Origin of the sequence: Pedobacter heparinus DSM 2366, from assembly GCF_000023825.1 — a bacterium.
Classification (GTDB): Bacteria; Bacteroidota; Bacteroidia; order Sphingobacteriales; family Sphingobacteriaceae; genus Pedobacter; species Pedobacter heparinus.
Genome location: NC_013061.1, coordinates 2,917,305 through 2,934,558, shown reverse-complemented (window position 1 = coordinate 2,934,558; position 17,254 = coordinate 2,917,305). Strand labels below are relative to the sequence as shown.

The window sequence follows — 17,254 nt, the reverse complement described above, 5'->3', positions numbered from 1 at the left end:
CGCACCTGTATAGTACTTACAGGTGCCTGATCTGTTTGTTAATTAAATGTACCATGAAACAAATATTATCAGTAAAATATTGTACACCAGCCTTTTTTTTATTGTTGCTGCTATCTTGTGGCAAAGGAAAAGGAGGTTCAAATGTAGAACAGCCAGAACCACCGGTTCAGGTTACAGGTGCAAAAATAAAGGTCATGACCTATAACATTCATATTGGCAACCCACCCTCGAAACCTGCCGGTATTGTTGATCTGCCTGCTATTGCTGCTGTAATAAAAGCCCAGGACCCGGACCTGGTCGCATTACAGGAAGTAGATGTGAATACCAATCGTTCAGGGACAAGTCTTGACGAAGCTAAAGAACTGGCCAGGCTTACAGGGATGAATTATTTTTACACCAAGGCAATTGATTATGATGGCGGTCAGTTTGGTGATGCTGTGCTTTCCCGTTTCCCAATATTGGAAAGCAAGCGTTATGAACTGCCGGTAACTGCAAAACTTGGAGGCGAAACCAGGTCTGTAGCCCTCATCACTGTGGAGAAAGAAGGCCAGCGCTTTTTGTTTGCCTCTACACACCTGGACCATTTGACTGCCGAGGATAACCGGATGCTCCAGGCTACTGAACTCGTTAAAATTGTGAAGACCTTTACTTTGCCACTAATTATTGCCGGTGATTTTAATGCCACCCCCATGTCTAACCCCCTTACGATCTTAAGGCAGGAACTGAGCTGGGGATGTAAATCTTCCTGCCCTTTAACTTTTTCCGCGCAAAAACCGGGTTCAACAATTGACTATGTAATGATGCGCCCTGCAGAAAAATTTAATGTGTTGAGTTATGTGACAGTGAATGAAAGTTATGCATCAGATCATTTGCCGCTTGTTACAGAGATACAATTGGTTAAATAATCAGTTATTCATCAAAAAGCAGGGTCAAACCTGCCTGAATTAAAAGAAAGCGTTATGAAAAGAATTAATGTTATAGCAATAATAATTACCTCAGCCTTGTTTTTGGCCAGCTCATGTTACAAAGCAGAATTAAACCCGGGAAATGAAGCAGAACAGAACCGCGGGGCAACTCAAAGTACTTTGGCCCCTTTAACAAGCCTGGCCGGAACTTCCATTAAAGATAGCTGGGTAGCTGTATTGGATGTAACCAACGACAAGATCAATGTTTATGATTGTTACGCAGCAAACTGGACGGCGGCGGCACTAAAAATGAGCTGGAGCCCTACTACGGCAAGATTATACAGTTCGACAGAAGTAAGTGCCTGGGGAGATCCAAGAGATGTAAGGATCCGCCAAAGCCCCTGGGGTGGTGCATGGGCTGCTGTTGGAGGTAACCTGGCCACCATTGCCATTCAAAGCACCGGAAAAAGGCAGTGGGCATTAAACCTCGGGGCAGGTACCACACCACACGGCGTGGAGCTTCTGCCCAATGGGAATATAGTAGTTGCAGCAAAGGATGGCAATTGGGTGCGGGTATATACTTCCTCTCAGGGGGGCAGCAGTACCAGCTACGCGCAGTTTAGCATTACTTCGCCCACTGCAGTACTTTGGGATCCGGTAAATAATGTAATCCGGGTAACCGGAACAATTGCCGGAGCTTCTGTATTGGCCGCCTTAACCGTGGGTGGTACTGCTGCAGCACCTACACTTACCGAAAATGTTTCTTTACGAAGTACATTACCAACAGCAGGGGGACAGGATGTGACAGATTTTGCCGGTGATCCCAATAAATTATGGGTATGCAGCAGTACAGGTGTATATACCTATAACAAGACCAGCAAAGCATTTACAGCGATTGGAAATTATGCCTCTAGAAGCGGTGTGAAATCCTGCGTGAACCAGATCTCAGGCAGGTTGATCCAGGCAGACCCATCAAACGCTGCACATATTGATTTTTGTGCAAGCAGCGGTGTATGGCACCAATGGCAAAACCTCGTAGGTACATCAAATTACAGGGCAAGGATCTGGAAATATGACTACAGCATTGCCGCCCAGTCTGAAGAAATTACACTCATGACATACAACATTCAGTTGGCAGGCAGTGGTTTGCAGACCATCGCAAATGTAATTACAGCGCAAAACCCGGATCTGGTCTGCTTGCAGGAGGTAGATAAATATACCAACCGTTCGGGTACTTCCATAAACCAGGCCGAAGAGTTGGGTAAATTAACAGGAATGTATTATTATTTCTCAAAAGCAATGGACTTTGACGGGGGCGAATATGGTGATGCCATACTTTCTAAATGGCCCTTGTATGAAATTACGCGTTATGTGCTGCCTGCCGGAACGGGAGAGCCAAGACAGATGGCTGTGATCAGGACTGAGAAAAATGGGGCCATGTTTAATTTTGCCGGTACGCACCTGGATCATCTTGGACCTGCAGCAGGGAATAGTTTACTGCAGGCAACCGCCATCAACAACATCGTAACTGGCATTAGCTATCCTTTTATTCTGGGTGGTGATTTTAATGAAATACCTAGTTCTGTTACCATAGCCAAGTTAAAAGAAAAGTTTACTTTAGGCTGTATAAGCAGTTGCCCGGCAACACATCCTTCTAATGCAGCAACAAGAAGTATAGATTATTTTATGTCACGGCCCGGAGGCTTTAACGTGTTGAGCTATGGAACAATAAATACACTGGCTTCAGATCATCTTCCTGTTGTGGCAACAGTAACCCTTCAATAATATATCTTATAAAGCATTGGGGTATTATAACAACCCAATGCTTTTTTAAACAGATTTCCGGAAAGCATTATATTTGCCGCTCGAAATCAAAAAAAGATGTATTTAAAAGCTAATGTTTTTCCTGTACGAATGCGCTCAACATGTTCGGCGCTCTCAAAGCTCTCAAAGCTCTCCACGCTATTAATGCTATTAATGTTTTATTCGTTTTCGATGGTTTTTCCTGCCCGTGCACAGCAAGGCCGGGTTAAATTAAATAAGGATACCGTTAATAAACTGAATGAAGTTGTAGTAAAAGAAAACAGGCTTCAGCTTCCTTTTTCCAAGCAAAACAGAAACATCTGGATCATGGACAGGGAGAAGGTCCTGGGTTTGCCGGCAAGGTCAGTTGCCGAATTGCTCAGCTATATTTCAGGTGTAGATGTCCGTCAGCGTGGTCCCGGTGGTGTGCAGGCCGATATCAGTATAGATGGGGGGACATTTGACCAGTCGCTTGTTCTGATCAATGGCTTCAAAGTTTCTGATCCGCAGACAGGCCACAACATGATGAACCTACCCATAAGCATAAACGATATTGACCATATCGAAGTCTTGCGTGGATCGGCGTCCCGGGTTTATGGTATTAACGCTTTAACCGGTGCCATTAATATTGTAACCCGCAATGCGCAACAAACAGGCCTTTCTGCAAATGTATTTGCCGGGAGTAGTTTTAAAGACAATATTTCGGGTGATACATATTACAATTATGGTCTTCAGGCCACAGGGAACCTGGTGTCAAAAACGGCTCAGCACTTGTTTTCGGCCAGCCAGGAGGCAGGTAATGGCTATCGTTACAATACTGCTTTTAACAATCAGAAAGTATATTACCAGGGAAAATTTGCTGCGGGTAAAACGGATGTAATTGATGTGCTTGCCGGTTATACCCATAATAATTTTGGTGCAAATGCTTTTTATTCGGCACCAGGCGATAAAGAAGCAGAAGAAACCGTAAAAACAGCCCTGGCCTCAGTTTCTTATACCGCTAAGCTGGGCCAAAACTGGATAATGGTGCCCAGAATCAGCTTCAGGAACAACACAGATGATTATCTTTACATCAAACAAACGCCGGATAAATTTCATAACCATCACCAGACTAATGTTTTTGATGCAGAACTGAACAATAATATACAAACCGATATAGGGGTTTTTGGGCTCGGACTGGAAGCAAGGTCAGAGCGCATTAACAGTACAAACCTGGGTAAAAGGAACCGTAACAATGCAGGGCTTTTTGCTGAATATAAATTTGAACCGCTCATACATTTACAGATCAACCTTGGGGCTTATATAAATTACAATTCGGATTATGGATGGCAAAGCTTCCCGGGACTGGACCTTGGATATAATTTTTATGGTAACTGGCGTGTATTCGCCAATGTCGGAACCGGACAACGCCTGCCTACGTATACAGATCTCTACTATAAAGGACCTACCAATATCGGGAATGATCAGCTAAAACCGGAAAAATCCAGATATGCCGAAGCCGGAGTTAAATTTAACAACGAGAACTTTACCATGAATGCCAGTTATTTCGTTCGCCGCATAGATAACTTCATTGATTGGGTTAAAAATATACAGACCGATCCATGGCAACCACAAAACTTTAGCCGCGTAAATACAAATGGTCTTACCTTCAGTACAGATTATACCCGGAAACTGGAAGGACAGGTTTTGAACCACATCAGGATTGGTATAGCTTATACCAATTTGGATCCCAGCTTTAAAAAAACATCGGCTACAGCAAATTTTTCGCGTTATGCACTGGAAAGTCTGAGGAACCAACTGAGCAGTACCATCAGCGGAGAGTTTTATCAGCTGTTCTCGCTTACGTTAACCAGCCGCTACAATGAGCGCATCAATTACAAGGATTACATGACCATGGATGCGAGAATAGCCTTTAAGCAAAAACACTATAGCCTATATGCTGAGGGGGCAAACCTGTTTAACATTCAGTACATTGAAGCTGGAGCAGTGCCCATGCCTGGCAGCTGGTTTACAACAGGGTTAAAAACGAGTTTTTAACCGGAGTCCAGTTAAACAAATTTATTTGATACTTGTTTTTATTTAAAATAAAACAGGCATTTGAGTACTTTAGGTACCATTATAGAAATGACAGCTTAAAATGACAGAAGAAAAAAGTACACCCTTTTATAGCAGAAGGGAATTTAAATATCTTACAATTGCTTGTACAGCATTAATTGTTACAGCTGTAGGTGCTGTTTTTTATAACAAACACCCTAAGCCTGTGCGGCATAAAAGCGGTAAAGTTATCGAATATGAAGCCCCGGTAGCTGCCGGTAAGGTGGCAACTGAAAATGCAGACAGTGTAAATTTTACGTCGCAAGATTCGGCTAAAGTGGCGGATAGTAGTATCGTTGTTGTAGATAAATAAAGGTTTTTAACGTATAAATGGTTATGTTTGTATGTAAAACACATCAGAAATTAAGAAAACTATTGCCTATAAATGAGTACGAAAACCTCAGTTTCTCCATCAGAATTCGAATTGGTATCTGGTTTAGAGATCCACGTACAACTCAATACACAATCTAAAATATTTTCATCCGATAGTGCAGCTTTCGGAGCAAAACCCAATGAACACATCTCGGCAGTTTCGCTGGCCCTGCCTGGTGCACTGCCTAAGTTGAACAGGGAAGTAGTAGCTAAAGCTGCCAGAATGGGCCTGGCCTTAAACTGTAACATCAATCAGGTTAACTATTTCGACAGAAAGAACTATTTCTATGCCGATTTGCCTAAAGGGTATCAGATCACTCAGGACAATAAACCCATCTGTCAGAATGGGTTTATCAATGTAACCCTGGGCAGCGGAGAAGAAAAACGGATCGGTATCAACCGCATCCATCTGGAAGAAGATGCAGGTAAAAGTCTGCACGACCAGGATGACAGATATTCTTATGTCGACCTGAACAGGGCTGGTGTACCTTTAATTGAAATTGTAACTGAACCCGATATCCGCAGTGCGGAAGAAGCTTCACTTTTGCTTACCGAGATCAGAAAACTGGTGCGGCACCTGGATGTGAGTGATGGAAATATGGAAGAAGGAAGCTTACGCTGTGATGCCAATATTTCTATAAGGAAAGTGGGAGCAATTGAATTTGGTACGCGCTGTGAAGTGAAAAACTTAAACTCCATAAGAAATGTGCGCAGGGCAATTGATTTTGAGTTTGGCCGTCAGAAAGAAGTGGTTTTGAGTGGTGGCAGTATTGTCCAGAGTACACTTACTTTTGATGCAGACAAGGGAACTACTGCACCCATGAGGAGCAAGGAAGAAGCCAACGATTACCGTTATTTTCCTGACCCGGATCTGGCACCCGTACACATTTCAGATGAATGGCTGGCCCAGTTAAAATTTGATATGCCTGCATTACCACAGGAAATTGCCAAAAAACTGGTAGCAGATTATGGAGTAAGTACTTCTGAGGCAACTATGCTTGCTGAAGACCACGATCTTTTGCAGTATTTTAACGATGCATTGGAGTTTGTTAATAATAAAAAGAATTTGGTAAACTGGCTTACAGGACCAATAAGGGCATTGCTAAATGAAAAAGAGATCGGCATAGCAGATTTTAAAGTTATTCCGGAACAGCTCGCCGATGTGATCAACATGGTTGATGATAAGCAAATTACACAGCAGGTTGCTTTACAACAGTTATTGCCCGAATTGCTTAAAGCCCCTGCCGTTAACGTATTGGAACTGGCAGCAAAACTGAACCTGCTGATCGTAGACAACGGCGATGAACTGTCTGCCTTTGTAGATGAAGTACTGACGAGGTATCAAGCGCAGGTTGAAGCGTATAAAAAAGGTAAAAAAGGGGTGTTGGGTCTTTTTGTTGGCGACGTAATGAAGCTCGCCAAAGGTAAGGCTGACCCTCAGAAAATAAATCAATTGTTACAGGATAAGTTAAAATAATCAGGAATATGATGAAGAGAATCGGATATATAGTGCTGCTTTGTATTGTTTTTGCAGCATGTAAAGACAAAGGGAATTTTGTAGTAGAAGGAACATTTAAAAATGCGGCAGCAGGCAGTAAGGTTTACCTGTTTGGTATACAAAAGGATCAGGTAAAACCCCTGGATTCAACAGTGTTTTCAGAAAAAGGGGAGTTTAAATTTATCCATAGCACGCCCGTAGTAGATTTTTTCAGGATATCTTCAGGTCATAGTGAATACATGATTATAGCCCAGAATGGTGACCAGATCAAAATACAGGCAGATCTGGCCGATAAAAACCTTGGCTATACCATATCAGGTGCTGTAGAAGCAGATAAACTGGAAGAACTGAACAAAACTAAAAACCAGTATATGGTTAAGATAGGGGAGATCCAGCGCAGTTTTGATGAAGCCGTAGCCGCACAGCCCGATAAAAGGGACATGATCATGGAGCAAATGCGGCCTGCCTATACCCAGGAGATTGATGGCTTAAACAAGGCTGTCCTTAAGTTCGCACAAAACAATACCAGCTCGCTTGCGGGCTTTTATGCCGTTAATCTGTTAAACCCGGCAGAGTATGAAAAAGAGCTGGTAGATTATGCCGATAAGATTAAAAGTAATTTCAATAACAATGCTGCAGTTACCGAATTTCTGGTAAAAATGGCTAAACTTAAATCTGTACAGGTAGGGCAGCAAGCCCCGGAATTTATCATCAACAGTGTAGATGGCAAGCCTATTAAACTGGCCGATTTTAAAGGTAAATATGTAATGCTTGATTTCTGGGCATCATGGTGTATGCCCTGCAGACAGGAAAATCCCAATGTAGTGAAAGCTTACAATGCCTATAAAGATAAGAATTTTACCATTTTAGGAATTTCCCTGGATAAAGATGCAGAAGCCTGGAAAAAAGCCATAGCAGCCGATAACCTGAGCTGGGCACATGCCAGCGACCTGAAAGATTTTGAAAGTCCAACAGCGTTGTTATATGGTATAGATGCCATTCCAAGTTCTTTTATTGTAGATCCGAATGGAAAAATAATAGCTAAAAACCTTCGCGGTGCAGAACTGGATGCTTTTTTAAATAAAACTTTACGCTAACCCTAAATTCATGTTAATATACAGGGTGTAATTAACAATTTGTTAACCTGTGTTTAACGCTATATTATAATTGATTACCTAATTTCGTAACAAATAATTAAAGCTATGAGCACCGTAAAACAGAAGATACTTATTGTTGATGATGAACCCGATATTTTAGAATTAATAGAATACAACTTAAAAAAAGAAGGTTATCAGGTTTATCTGGCGGGTAACGGACAGGAAGGGATTACGATTGCGAAAAAGGTACATCCTGATCTGATCATCCTGGATATTATGATGCCTAAAATGGATGGGATCGAAGCTTGCAGATTGATGCGTGCCATTCCTGAATTTAAAAATACATTTATGGTATTCCTTACTGCCCGCAGTGAAGAATATTCCGAGATTGCCGGTTTTAACGTGGGTGCTGATGATTACATCGCCAAACCCATTAAACCCCGTGCCCTGGTAAGCCGTATCAATGCCATCTTAAGAAGAAATTCAAGTACGGACGACGTGTCAGACAATAAGGTGGAAATAGGGGACCTGGTAATCGACAGGGAAGCTTACCTGGTGTACCAGAACGGGCAAAAGGTAGTGCTGGCTAAAAAAGAATTTGAACTGTTGTACCTTTTGGCCTCTAAACCAGGTAAGGTATATACACGCGAATCTATATTAAAGAATATCTGGGAAGATTCTGTAGTGGTAACCAACCGTACCATTGATGTACATATCCGTAAATTACGCGAGAAACTGGGCGAAACCTACGTCGCTACCGTAAAAGGAGTAGGGTATAAGTTCGAGTTGTCTTAGACATTGCCACTAAGAATGCGTACTTTTGTACTTTACATAAAATTACCGAGTGAAGTACCCAAATTTTAAAGATCTCATACTGTTTGAAAACGATGATTATGTCGTAGTAAATAAACCGCCCTTCGTCGCATCATTAGATGAACGTGGCGGCTCAGGAGAAGTGAACATTCTCCGCCTGGCAAAGCAATATACAGCTGATGCACAGGTATGTCACCGTTTAGATAAGGAAACGTCAGGTGCCATTATTATCGCCAAAACACCAGAAGCCTACCGTAACGTTGCCATGCAATTTGAAAAACGTAAAGTAAATAAAACTTATCATGCGGTAGTTGACGGACAGTTTACATTCAAAGAATTGTTTATCGACCTCCCCATTTTAAATGATGGTAATAAAAGTGTGACCATCGACCGTAAGGAAGGCAAACGTGCAGAAACCATATTCAATACGTTGAAACATTACAGGCATTATACACTGGTAGAATGCAAGCCCATTACCGGGCGCATGCACCAGATCAGGATACACCTGGCTACACAACGTGCAGCCATTGCCGGCGACGATATGTACCGGGGCAAGCCTGTATACCTTTCCAGCTTAAAAAAAGGTTACCGTTTGGCAAAAGATGAAGAGGAACAGCCCATTATGAAGCGTTTTGCACTTCACGCGCGGCACCTGGTGTTTAAGGGACTGAACGGACAGGATATTGTAATTGAGGCTCCTTATCCTAAAGATTTTGCTACACTGATTAAATTACTGGACAAGTTCGACGCTTAAAGCTGTTTTAAGATGTACGTTAGATTAGTAAGTTATATAGATGCCATTAATCAGTACAGGAAAACAAAAATTTCTAACAGGAATTTCCTGGTCATAGCTGCATTGATTGTCGGTATACTGGCGGGTCTTGCAGCGGCATTACTTAAATCGCTGACACACCACATTGAAGATTTTTTGCAGACTGGTTTTCACTGGCAGTATAAGTATTATCTTTTTTTCTTCTTTCCTTTCATAGGAATTCTGCTCTCCGTATTGTATGTGCGCCGGTTTATCCGAAAAGGTAAGTTTGAAACCGGTTTAACGCCTATACTCTATACCATATCTAAAAAGTCGAGCAAAATAGAGCCACACAATATTTATTCGCAAGTGATAACCGCAGCTTTAACGGTGGGTTTTGGTGGTTCGACAGGACTGGAAGCACCCATTGTAACCAGTGGTGGTGGCATTGGTTCTGTAGTTGGTCGTTTTCTGGGCTTATCTTACAGGGAAACTACTATGCTGCTGGCCTGTGGGGCCGCGGCAGGTATTGCAGGAGCCTTTAACAGTCCCATTGCCGGGATAGTCTTTGCCATAGAGATCCTGCTGCCAGAATTTACCATTCCAGCTTTTATCCCCTTATTGCTTTCTGCGGCTACGGCAGCTGTAGTTGCCCGTTTGTTCTATAACGAGCAGCTGTTTTTTCTGGTTACAGAAGGCTGGAAGATGAATGCTTTGATCTATTACGTATTGCTGGCTGTACTGATCGGCTTGTTTTCTATTTATTTTAAAAAAGTAAACAGCTTTATTAAAACATCATTTTACAAAATTAGAAACCCCTATAAAAAAGTAGTATTGGGTGGTTTAATGCTGGGAATAATGGTCTTTTTATTTCCTACGTTATATGGGGAAGGATACATTACCATCAAAAATCTGCTGGGAGGTAATTATACTACACTGCTCAGTAACAGTATCTTTGCCGAATACAGCAGTCTGCCCTGGGTCATTATTCTCTTTACCGTCGTTACTGTTTTTGCCAAATCTGCTGCCACACTGATTACTTTAAGCGCCGGTGGTAACGGGGGAATTTTTGCTCCCAGTTTAATTATGGGTGGTTTAATTGGTTTTGCTGTCGCATTTGCAATCAATACACTCGGTCTTGCCCATTTAAGCGTGGCCAATTTTATTGTTGCAGGTATGGCCGCATCTTTAAGTGCCATTATGCATGCCCCTTTAACCGGTATCTTTTTAATTGCAGAAATTACCGGGGGCTATGTATTGATGGTTCCGTTAATGATTACTTCGGCAATTGCCTATCTGATTAACCGCAGTAAGCATAAATATTCCATTTATACACAGCCACTTGCAGAAAGAGGGGAACTGCTTTCTCTTGAAGATAAAGATGCAACTGTATTGAACATGATGAAACTGAGGCATCTTTTAGAGCATGATTACCTGGTTTTAAATGAAAATGACCTGATTTCTGACAGACTGAACGAAATATTACAATCTAAAAGAAATCTGTTCCCCGTAGTGGGGAATGAGCAGGATTTTAAGGGTTTGTTATATGTGGAAGACCTGCTTAAAAAAGGCATCAGCAATTCAGATACATTAGCCGTGCAAGACCTGATGCAAACTGCACCGGATGTAGCAGTCATTTCCGATTCTTTAAAACACCTGCTGCAAAAGATGGAAAAAGAAAATGCATGGCTGCTACCTGTATTGGATGAGCAAGGAAAATATCTTGGCCTTGTCTCAAAAACAGCCATCTTTAATAAATACAGGGCCTTGTTGAGCAGACAGGCAGATTATATGGGCTAGCTTATTCTGCTACCCTTTTCAAACCGAATTTTTCAATCTTACTGTATAGGTGACTACGCTGGATTTCAATATCATCAGCTGTTTTAGATACATTCCAGTTGTTTTTTTCCAGCTTGAATTTAATAAATTCCCTTTCTGCATGATCTTTATAATCCTGGAAATTATTAAATTTATCATAATCAACTGTCGGCCCATGCGCCAGTCCTGACTGGCCATTCGCCGTATTTACAGCCCCAATATTGGTCCCGCCGCCAGGATTCGCAAAAGCAATTACATCATTTTCAGTAATAACCTTATCACTTAAAATAATCAGCCGCTCAATCATATTGTGCAATTCACGGACATTCCCTGTCCATGGCAAAGCCTGTAAGGCTGTCATAGCCCCATCACTGATTTTTTTAACCGGCATACCGTAGTCCCTGCAAATTTCTTCAAGAAAGTTTAAGGCAATTTCGGGGATGTCCTCTGTACGCTCAGTTAAATGTGGAACATGAATATTGATCACATTTAAACGGTGGTATAAGTCCATTCTGAAATTTCCGGCTTCAATTTCTTTGAGCAAGTCTTTATTTGTCGCCGCCAGTACTCGGACATTGACTTCCAGTTCTTTTTCTCCACCTACACGTGTAATTTTATGTTCCTGTAAGGCTCGAAGTACTTTAGCCTGCGCAGACAGGCTCATGTCGCCAATCTCATCTAAAAACAAAGTGCCGCCATTGGCCAGTTCAAACTTACCGATACGTTGTTTTACTGCAGAGGTAAATGAACCCTTTTCATGACCAAATAGTTCACTTTCTATCAGTTCCGACGGGATTGCAGCACAGTTTACTTCTATAAGCGGACTTTCTGCACGTTGCGATTTCTCGTGCAGCCAGCGTGCCACCAACTCTTTACCACTACCATTTGCACCTGTAATCAATACCCTGGCTTCAGTAGGCGCAACACGTTCAATGGTTTCTTTAATTTTTCCAATATTTTCTGAACTGCCCAGGATGTCCCTGGTCTTGCTTACTTTTCTTTTTAATACCTTAGTTTCAGTAACCAGATTACCCCTGTCCAGGGCATTTCTGACTGTAATCAACAATCTGTTCAGATCGGGTGGTTTAGATATAAAATCAAACGCCCCTTTTTTGCTGGCTTCTATGGCGGTTTCTACAGTACCATGGCCAGATATCATGATGAAAGGAAGATCCGGACTATAGGCCAGGGCCTGTTCCAGTACTTCCATACCATCCATTTTATTCATTTTAATGTCGCACAGTACAAGATCAAATTTCTTTTTTTTGATCAGTTCCAGTCCGTCAATACCATTGTCAATATCTTCAACCTCGTAATTCTCGTATTCTAAAATCTCACGGAGCGTACTTCTTATTGCCCTTTCATCATCAATTATTAATAATTTTGCCATAGGTAATGCTAATCATTTTGTGTCTGGCTACTAATATAATTTTAATAACCCATTTATAAAATAAAAAATGCAAGCCTGTAAGCCGGGTTCTGTTCCCGATAAATCGGGCTTCTACCATTAATCTACTATAAATGTTGCCATTTATCTCTAACGACCTACCCACTAACATCGGACGAGCAGCCCTACATGCGTTAGCCTATTTGGTCTTTCAACTCCCGGGGTTTACCAACCTTGCCATCACTGGCAAAACTCGTGAGCCCTTACCTCACGTTTTCAACCTTACCTGTGCTTAAAAGCCATCGGCGGTATATTTTCTGCGGCACTTTCCATAATTCAGGTATTCATTCCTGAACCTCTTCCCGTTAGGAAGCGGGATGCTCTGTGTTGCCCGGACTTTCCTCTTTCCCGGCGAACCGGGCCAGCGATAGAACAGCTTGCATTTTCAGCAAAGATAGGAAAAGAATGTATATTAGCTGATGAATCAGTTCCGGTAATTGTTGTTCTTGAATGTTGAAGGTGAAATACCAAATTTTTTCTTAAATGCTGCTGAGAAGTGATTGGTATAACGATAGCCCAGCATACCGGCTATTTCCTTCAAACCAATGCCCTGTGCAGCCGTCAGCAGCACTTTGGCCCGCTCCATTTTTAAATCATGCGTAAATGAGTTGATCGTTTTTTTGTATACCTGCTTAAAGCCCGCCTGAAGCTTGGTACGGTTCATGCCCGCATGGTTTGCCAGCTCCTGGATGGAAAAATTTCTCGACAGCTCGTTCCCGATCATTTCGGCAATAGCGGTAAAAGTATCTGTTTCTTTTTCTGTCCAGCCTGCGCCCGAAAGGGATGACGACGGTATGGTAAACTTCTTAACCAGCAGCAGCAGTTCGCTAACTTTACTGAGCTCCATCTTTTCCCTGAAAATAATGTTCCCTGAAACATCTTTAATGTAAATATCTACCATAATTTTTTCTGCTTAATTCGTATAAATTCCTGCAACTCTCGTACAAAGTAACACATACTTTTGCATCAATTAAGAATAAGTCTAAATAAATATTAATAATTCAAAGATGCAAATTTTTACCAGATACAGGTATTTAATGTTGATTTTCCTCATCTTCAGTAGCTTTTATGCCCAGGCACAACAAGGATATACACTTGAAGGTATTGTAAAATCTGGTAGTGGAGAACTACTCACAGGTGCAGGAGTTGTATTGCAGGGCAGCAATAAATCCTCAGTAACAGACGGAGAAGGGAAATTCAGCATCAGAAATATTCCTGCAGGTGAATACCGTTTAAAAGTGAAATATATTGGCTATGCCGATAGGATACAAAAGGTAACAATAACAGGTAATACTTCAGGTATACAGCTGGTGTTAAAAGCTAGGGACAACGACCTTTCTGAAGTCTCGGTAATCGGGCGGACCGTAGTCCAGGAAACCAACAGGCAGGCCTTTAATGTAACGGCTGTTGATGCTAAAAAACTATACAACACTACACTGGATATTTCTGGTGCACTGGATAGGGTTGCCGGTATACGTGTAAGGGAATCTGGTGGGGTAGGGTCTAACTTTAACCTTTCTTTAAATGGTTTTTCAGGAAATCACATCAGGTATTTTATTGATGGAATCCCGATGGATAACTTTGGCAGCTCTTTTCAGATCAATAATATTCCCATTAATGTCGCAGAACGCATAGAAGTTTACAAAGGGGTAGTACCCATGTGGCTTGGCGCTGATGCGCTTGGTGGGGCCATCAATATAGTAACGGGCGACCGTCAGCGCAATTTTATAGATGCTGCTTATGCGTATGGTTCTTTTAATACGCACAGGACTGTTTTCAATACGGTTGCCACAAGTAAAAGTGGCTTTACTGTACAATTGAATGCTTTTCAAAACTATTCCGACAATGATTATAAGGTAACGCTCTCTACTATAAATACGGGTGTAAAGGAAGACATCAAATTGAGAAGATTTCATGATAACTATCACAATGAAACAGTGATTGCAAACGTCGGACTGGTAGATAAAGGCTTTGCTGATAAATTATTGTTGGGCATTACATTGGGTAAAAATTATAAGGAAATACAAACCGGCGCACGCATGGAAGCTGTATTTGGTGCTTTACACAGACGTGGAAGTATTGTAATGCCTTCTTTGAAGTATAAAAAAACAGACCTGATTAAAGGCCTGGATGTTACGGTGAATGCCAACTACAATTTGGGGTATGAACAGAATATTGATACCATGAATGTAAGGTACGATTGGTATGGCGTACCTAAAAATACAGGTACCAGTGGAGAGCGTGGAAGAACTTTTGCTAAATACAGAAACAATAATGGTTTAGCCACTGCTATGGTCAATTATAACATCAGCGACAACCAGTCGGTGGCCCTGAACAATGTTTTTACTACTTTCAACCGTAAGACCAACGACCTGCTGAACCCGGCAAACAATATCAGTAACCTGCTTAAAAAGACCTATAAGAACGTACTCGGGCTAGGCTATAGTTATAATGTGAAAGACAGGTGGAGTGTCAACTTATTTGGAAAATACATTTATCAGAACAATGTTAACGGAACTGCCGCTACAGGAGAGTCGGCCATAGAAAAAATAGGATACGGTACAGCAGTCACTTATTATTTCAATTCAAGTTTACAACTTAAAGGTTCTTATGAACTCACAAACCGTATGCCTGAAGCCAACGAGATATTTGGCGACCTGGAAAATATGGATGGCAACCCTGCCTTGAAACCTGAAAAAAGTGACAACATCAACCTTGGCCTTATTTATGGCTTTTCATTAAATAAAATACACAATTTTTCCATTACCGCCAATGCAATTTACAGGCAATCGGACCAATTTATTTACAATAGACTAAACCTGAACCAGACCAAACTGGTGGCCGATAACCGGGAAGGAGTAAGCACCTGGGGGGGAGATGCTGAGATCAGATATTCCTATAAAGACTGGCTCTCAGCCGGATCTACGTTTACTTATCAGTTTCTGCGCAATCTTCAGAAATATGAACCCAATTATAGTGCTGTAAGCCCATTGTATTTAGATCAGATGCCGAATATTCCGTATTTATATGGAAATGCAGACATCTCTGTATCACTTAAAAATGTTGGAAATAAGAACAATAACCTGAGCATTGGTTATAATTTATTGTATGTACATGCTTTTTGGCTGTACTGGCCCAGCCTGGGTGGAAAAAGTGCAAATGATGCAAAACGGGAAGTTCCCCAGCAGCTTGCACATGACCTGAACTTTGTATACAGCATGGCTAAAGGAAGGTATAATATCGGACTGGAAGCCAAAAATCTTACCAATGAAGACCTTTTTGACAATTTTAGCCTGCAAAAGCCAGGTCGCGGTTTCTACCTCAACCTAAGATATTTCTTTAACAAAAACAATTAATACACCATTAAAAACAATTGATATGAAAGCAAAGCTTACAAAAGCGATTATGGCTGTTGCATTTGCAGCAGCATTAACTTCCTGCAAAAAAGATAAAAATAACATACCTGAAAATCCAGGTAACTTTGTACTCGCTGTTACACCAATTGCCTCTACCGGGGTTGCCGACTATCTGGTAACCGCCAGCAGCTTAGATGAAGGTGCGGTATCTATTATAGGAAACGGAGTGGAGCAAGATGGTACCTACCGTTATTATGTAACGGCCAATAACAAGTTTTTCAGTATGTTGTACGGACAGGGAAATCCAGGTGCTGTAACTTCCTATGATGTGAAAGACGGTAAATTAAACAAACTTTCTAATTTTGTTTCAGAAACCGTTCAGGCTTTTGCACCGGTAAACGAGGATATACTGATGCTTAAAATCCCACGTACCATCAATGAAACGGGCGCCACACTGGCCAACTATTACCGGGTAAATACCAATAATAGCACTGCCATTAGTGGCGAGGGTACAATTGATGCCATTGCACCCACTGGTAACGGCGAGATTGCCCATTTTAGCTGGATCAAACAGGTGGGTACTAAGGTATTTGCCCCATTTTTCTCGATCAAGAACAGATCGTTTGAAACGGATTACCCGGATTTTGCAGGTATAGCGGTTTATTCTTATCCGGCCATGCAGCTGGAAAAAGTAATTAAAGATACACGTACCAGCTTTATCGGCAGATACTTTGTAGACGGACTTGGCCTGGTCGAAAATGGGGATGTTTATGCATTTTCTTCTTCTGTAGCTGTTAATGGCGGAGTGTTAACTTCAACTAAACCTTCTGCAATTACCAGAATTAAGGCGGGTACCACTGAATTTGACCAGAGCTATTTTTACAATTTTGAAACCATTTCGGGTGGTTATGTAGTCACCAACTGGATCTATATTGGCAGCAATAATTTTATAGCCAATGTTACGCCAAAAGCAGAAAAAGGTGCTTATGTTACAGGTAAACAACTTGCTGTTGTCAATGTGGCCGATAAAACATTTAAACTGATATCTGGTACACCTGCTGCTGCAGATATTCAGACTGTCACCACCAATAACTATGCACCAAATGATGGTAAGCATGCTTATATCGGTTTTAACCTGAAAGACGGAACTACTTATGTATATAAAATAGATGCTGCAGCCGGCACAGCTGTAAAAGGACTGAAAGTAGAAGGAGGACTGATTACAGCTATCCAGCATTTACCATAATACCCATCTTAAACATCCATAAAAATTACATTTTAATACCAAATACATCAGCAC

13 protein-coding genes and 1 other RNA gene are annotated in these 17,254 nt (G+C 41.5%); 11 read left to right on the top strand and 3 right to left on the bottom strand.

Annotated elements, in window-relative coordinates; translation table 11 throughout:
- Nucleotides 1–53 precede the first annotated feature (53 nt).
- The 9 genes from PHEP_RS12530 to PHEP_RS12485 all read left to right on the top strand — a co-directional run bounded on the left by PHEP_RS12530 (nt 54) and on the right by PHEP_RS12485 (nt 11,133).
- Entirely contained in the window at nt 54–905 is an 852-nt protein-coding gene (locus PHEP_RS12530) for an endonuclease/exonuclease/phosphatase family protein (RefSeq protein ID WP_143715744.1), read from the top strand.
- Nucleotides 906–959: 54 nt separating this feature from the next.
- Nucleotides 960–2,690: a DUF6528 family protein gene (locus PHEP_RS21660; protein WP_015808343.1), complete on the top strand. Its 1,731-nt coding sequence runs from the start codon at nt 960–962 to the stop codon at nt 2,688–2,690.
- Between the two features lie 192 nt (nt 2,691–2,882).
- The gene (locus PHEP_RS12515) at nt 2,883–4,745 is read left to right on the top strand and encodes a TonB-dependent receptor plug domain-containing protein (protein ID WP_015808342.1); all 1,863 of its coding nucleotides are present in this window, start codon (nt 2,883–2,885) and stop codon (nt 4,743–4,745) included.
- Between the two features lie 100 nt (nt 4,746–4,845).
- Nucleotides 4,846–5,115, top strand: coding sequence for a hypothetical protein (locus PHEP_RS12510; RefSeq protein WP_015808341.1), 270 nt, complete (start codon nt 4,846–4,848; stop codon nt 5,113–5,115).
- 72 nt (nt 5,116–5,187) lie between these two features.
- A complete protein-coding gene (gatB, locus tag PHEP_RS12505; RefSeq protein WP_015808340.1) occupies nt 5,188–6,651 on the top strand; it encodes an Asp-tRNA(Asn)/Glu-tRNA(Gln) amidotransferase subunit GatB in 1,464 nt (487 codons plus the stop codon).
- 8 nt (nt 6,652–6,659) lie between these two features.
- Entirely contained in the window at nt 6,660–7,769 is a 1,110-nt protein-coding gene (locus PHEP_RS12500) for a TlpA disulfide reductase family protein (protein WP_015808339.1), read from the top strand.
- 105 nt (nt 7,770–7,874) lie between these two features.
- On the top strand, nt 7,875–8,564 hold the full coding sequence (locus PHEP_RS12495) for a response regulator transcription factor (protein ID WP_015808338.1): 690 nt from the start codon (nt 7,875–7,877) through the stop codon (nt 8,562–8,564).
- 49 nt (nt 8,565–8,613) lie between these two features.
- Nucleotides 8,614–9,336 carry an RluA family pseudouridine synthase gene (locus tag PHEP_RS12490; RefSeq protein ID WP_015808337.1) on the top strand — a complete coding sequence of 241 codons (723 nt, stop codon included), beginning with the start codon at nt 8,614–8,616 and terminating at the stop codon, nt 9,334–9,336.
- A 12-nt stretch (nt 9,337–9,348) separates the two neighbouring features.
- Nucleotides 9,349–11,133 (top strand): chloride channel protein, encoded by a 1,785-nt coding sequence (locus tag PHEP_RS12485; protein ID WP_015808336.1) that lies wholly within the window; start codon nt 9,349–9,351, stop codon nt 11,131–11,133.
- Nucleotide 11,134: 1 nt separating this feature from the next.
- Here PHEP_RS12485 and PHEP_RS12480 read toward each other — a convergent pair whose 3' ends face one another.
- From PHEP_RS12480 to PHEP_RS12475, 3 genes are all read right to left on the bottom strand, one after another.
- The gene (locus PHEP_RS12480; protein WP_015808335.1) at nt 11,135–12,541 is read right to left on the bottom strand and encodes a sigma-54-dependent transcriptional regulator; all 1,407 of its coding nucleotides are present in this window, start codon (nt 12,539–12,541) and stop codon (nt 11,135–11,137) included.
- Between the two features lie 62 nt (nt 12,542–12,603).
- Nucleotides 12,604–12,982, bottom strand: an RNA gene (gene rnpB, locus PHEP_RS21785) — RNase P RNA component class A.
- 40 nt (nt 12,983–13,022) lie between these two features.
- Entirely contained in the window at nt 13,023–13,499 is a 477-nt protein-coding gene (locus PHEP_RS12475; protein ID WP_015808333.1) for a helix-turn-helix domain-containing protein, read from the bottom strand.
- Between the two features lie 106 nt (nt 13,500–13,605).
- Here PHEP_RS12475 and PHEP_RS12470 point away from each other — a divergent pair, with 106 nt between their 5' ends.
- Both PHEP_RS12470 and PHEP_RS12465 read left to right on the top strand, forming a co-directional pair.
- Complete coding sequence (locus tag PHEP_RS12470; RefSeq protein WP_036674057.1) at nt 13,606–15,954, top strand: TonB-dependent receptor; 2,349 nt, start codon at nt 13,606–13,608, stop codon at nt 15,952–15,954.
- A gap of 22 nt (nt 15,955–15,976) precedes the next feature.
- Nucleotides 15,977–17,200 (top strand): DUF4374 domain-containing protein, encoded by a 1,224-nt coding sequence (locus tag PHEP_RS12465; protein ID WP_015808331.1) that lies wholly within the window; start codon nt 15,977–15,979, stop codon nt 17,198–17,200.
- Nucleotides 17,201–17,254 lie beyond the last annotated feature (54 nt).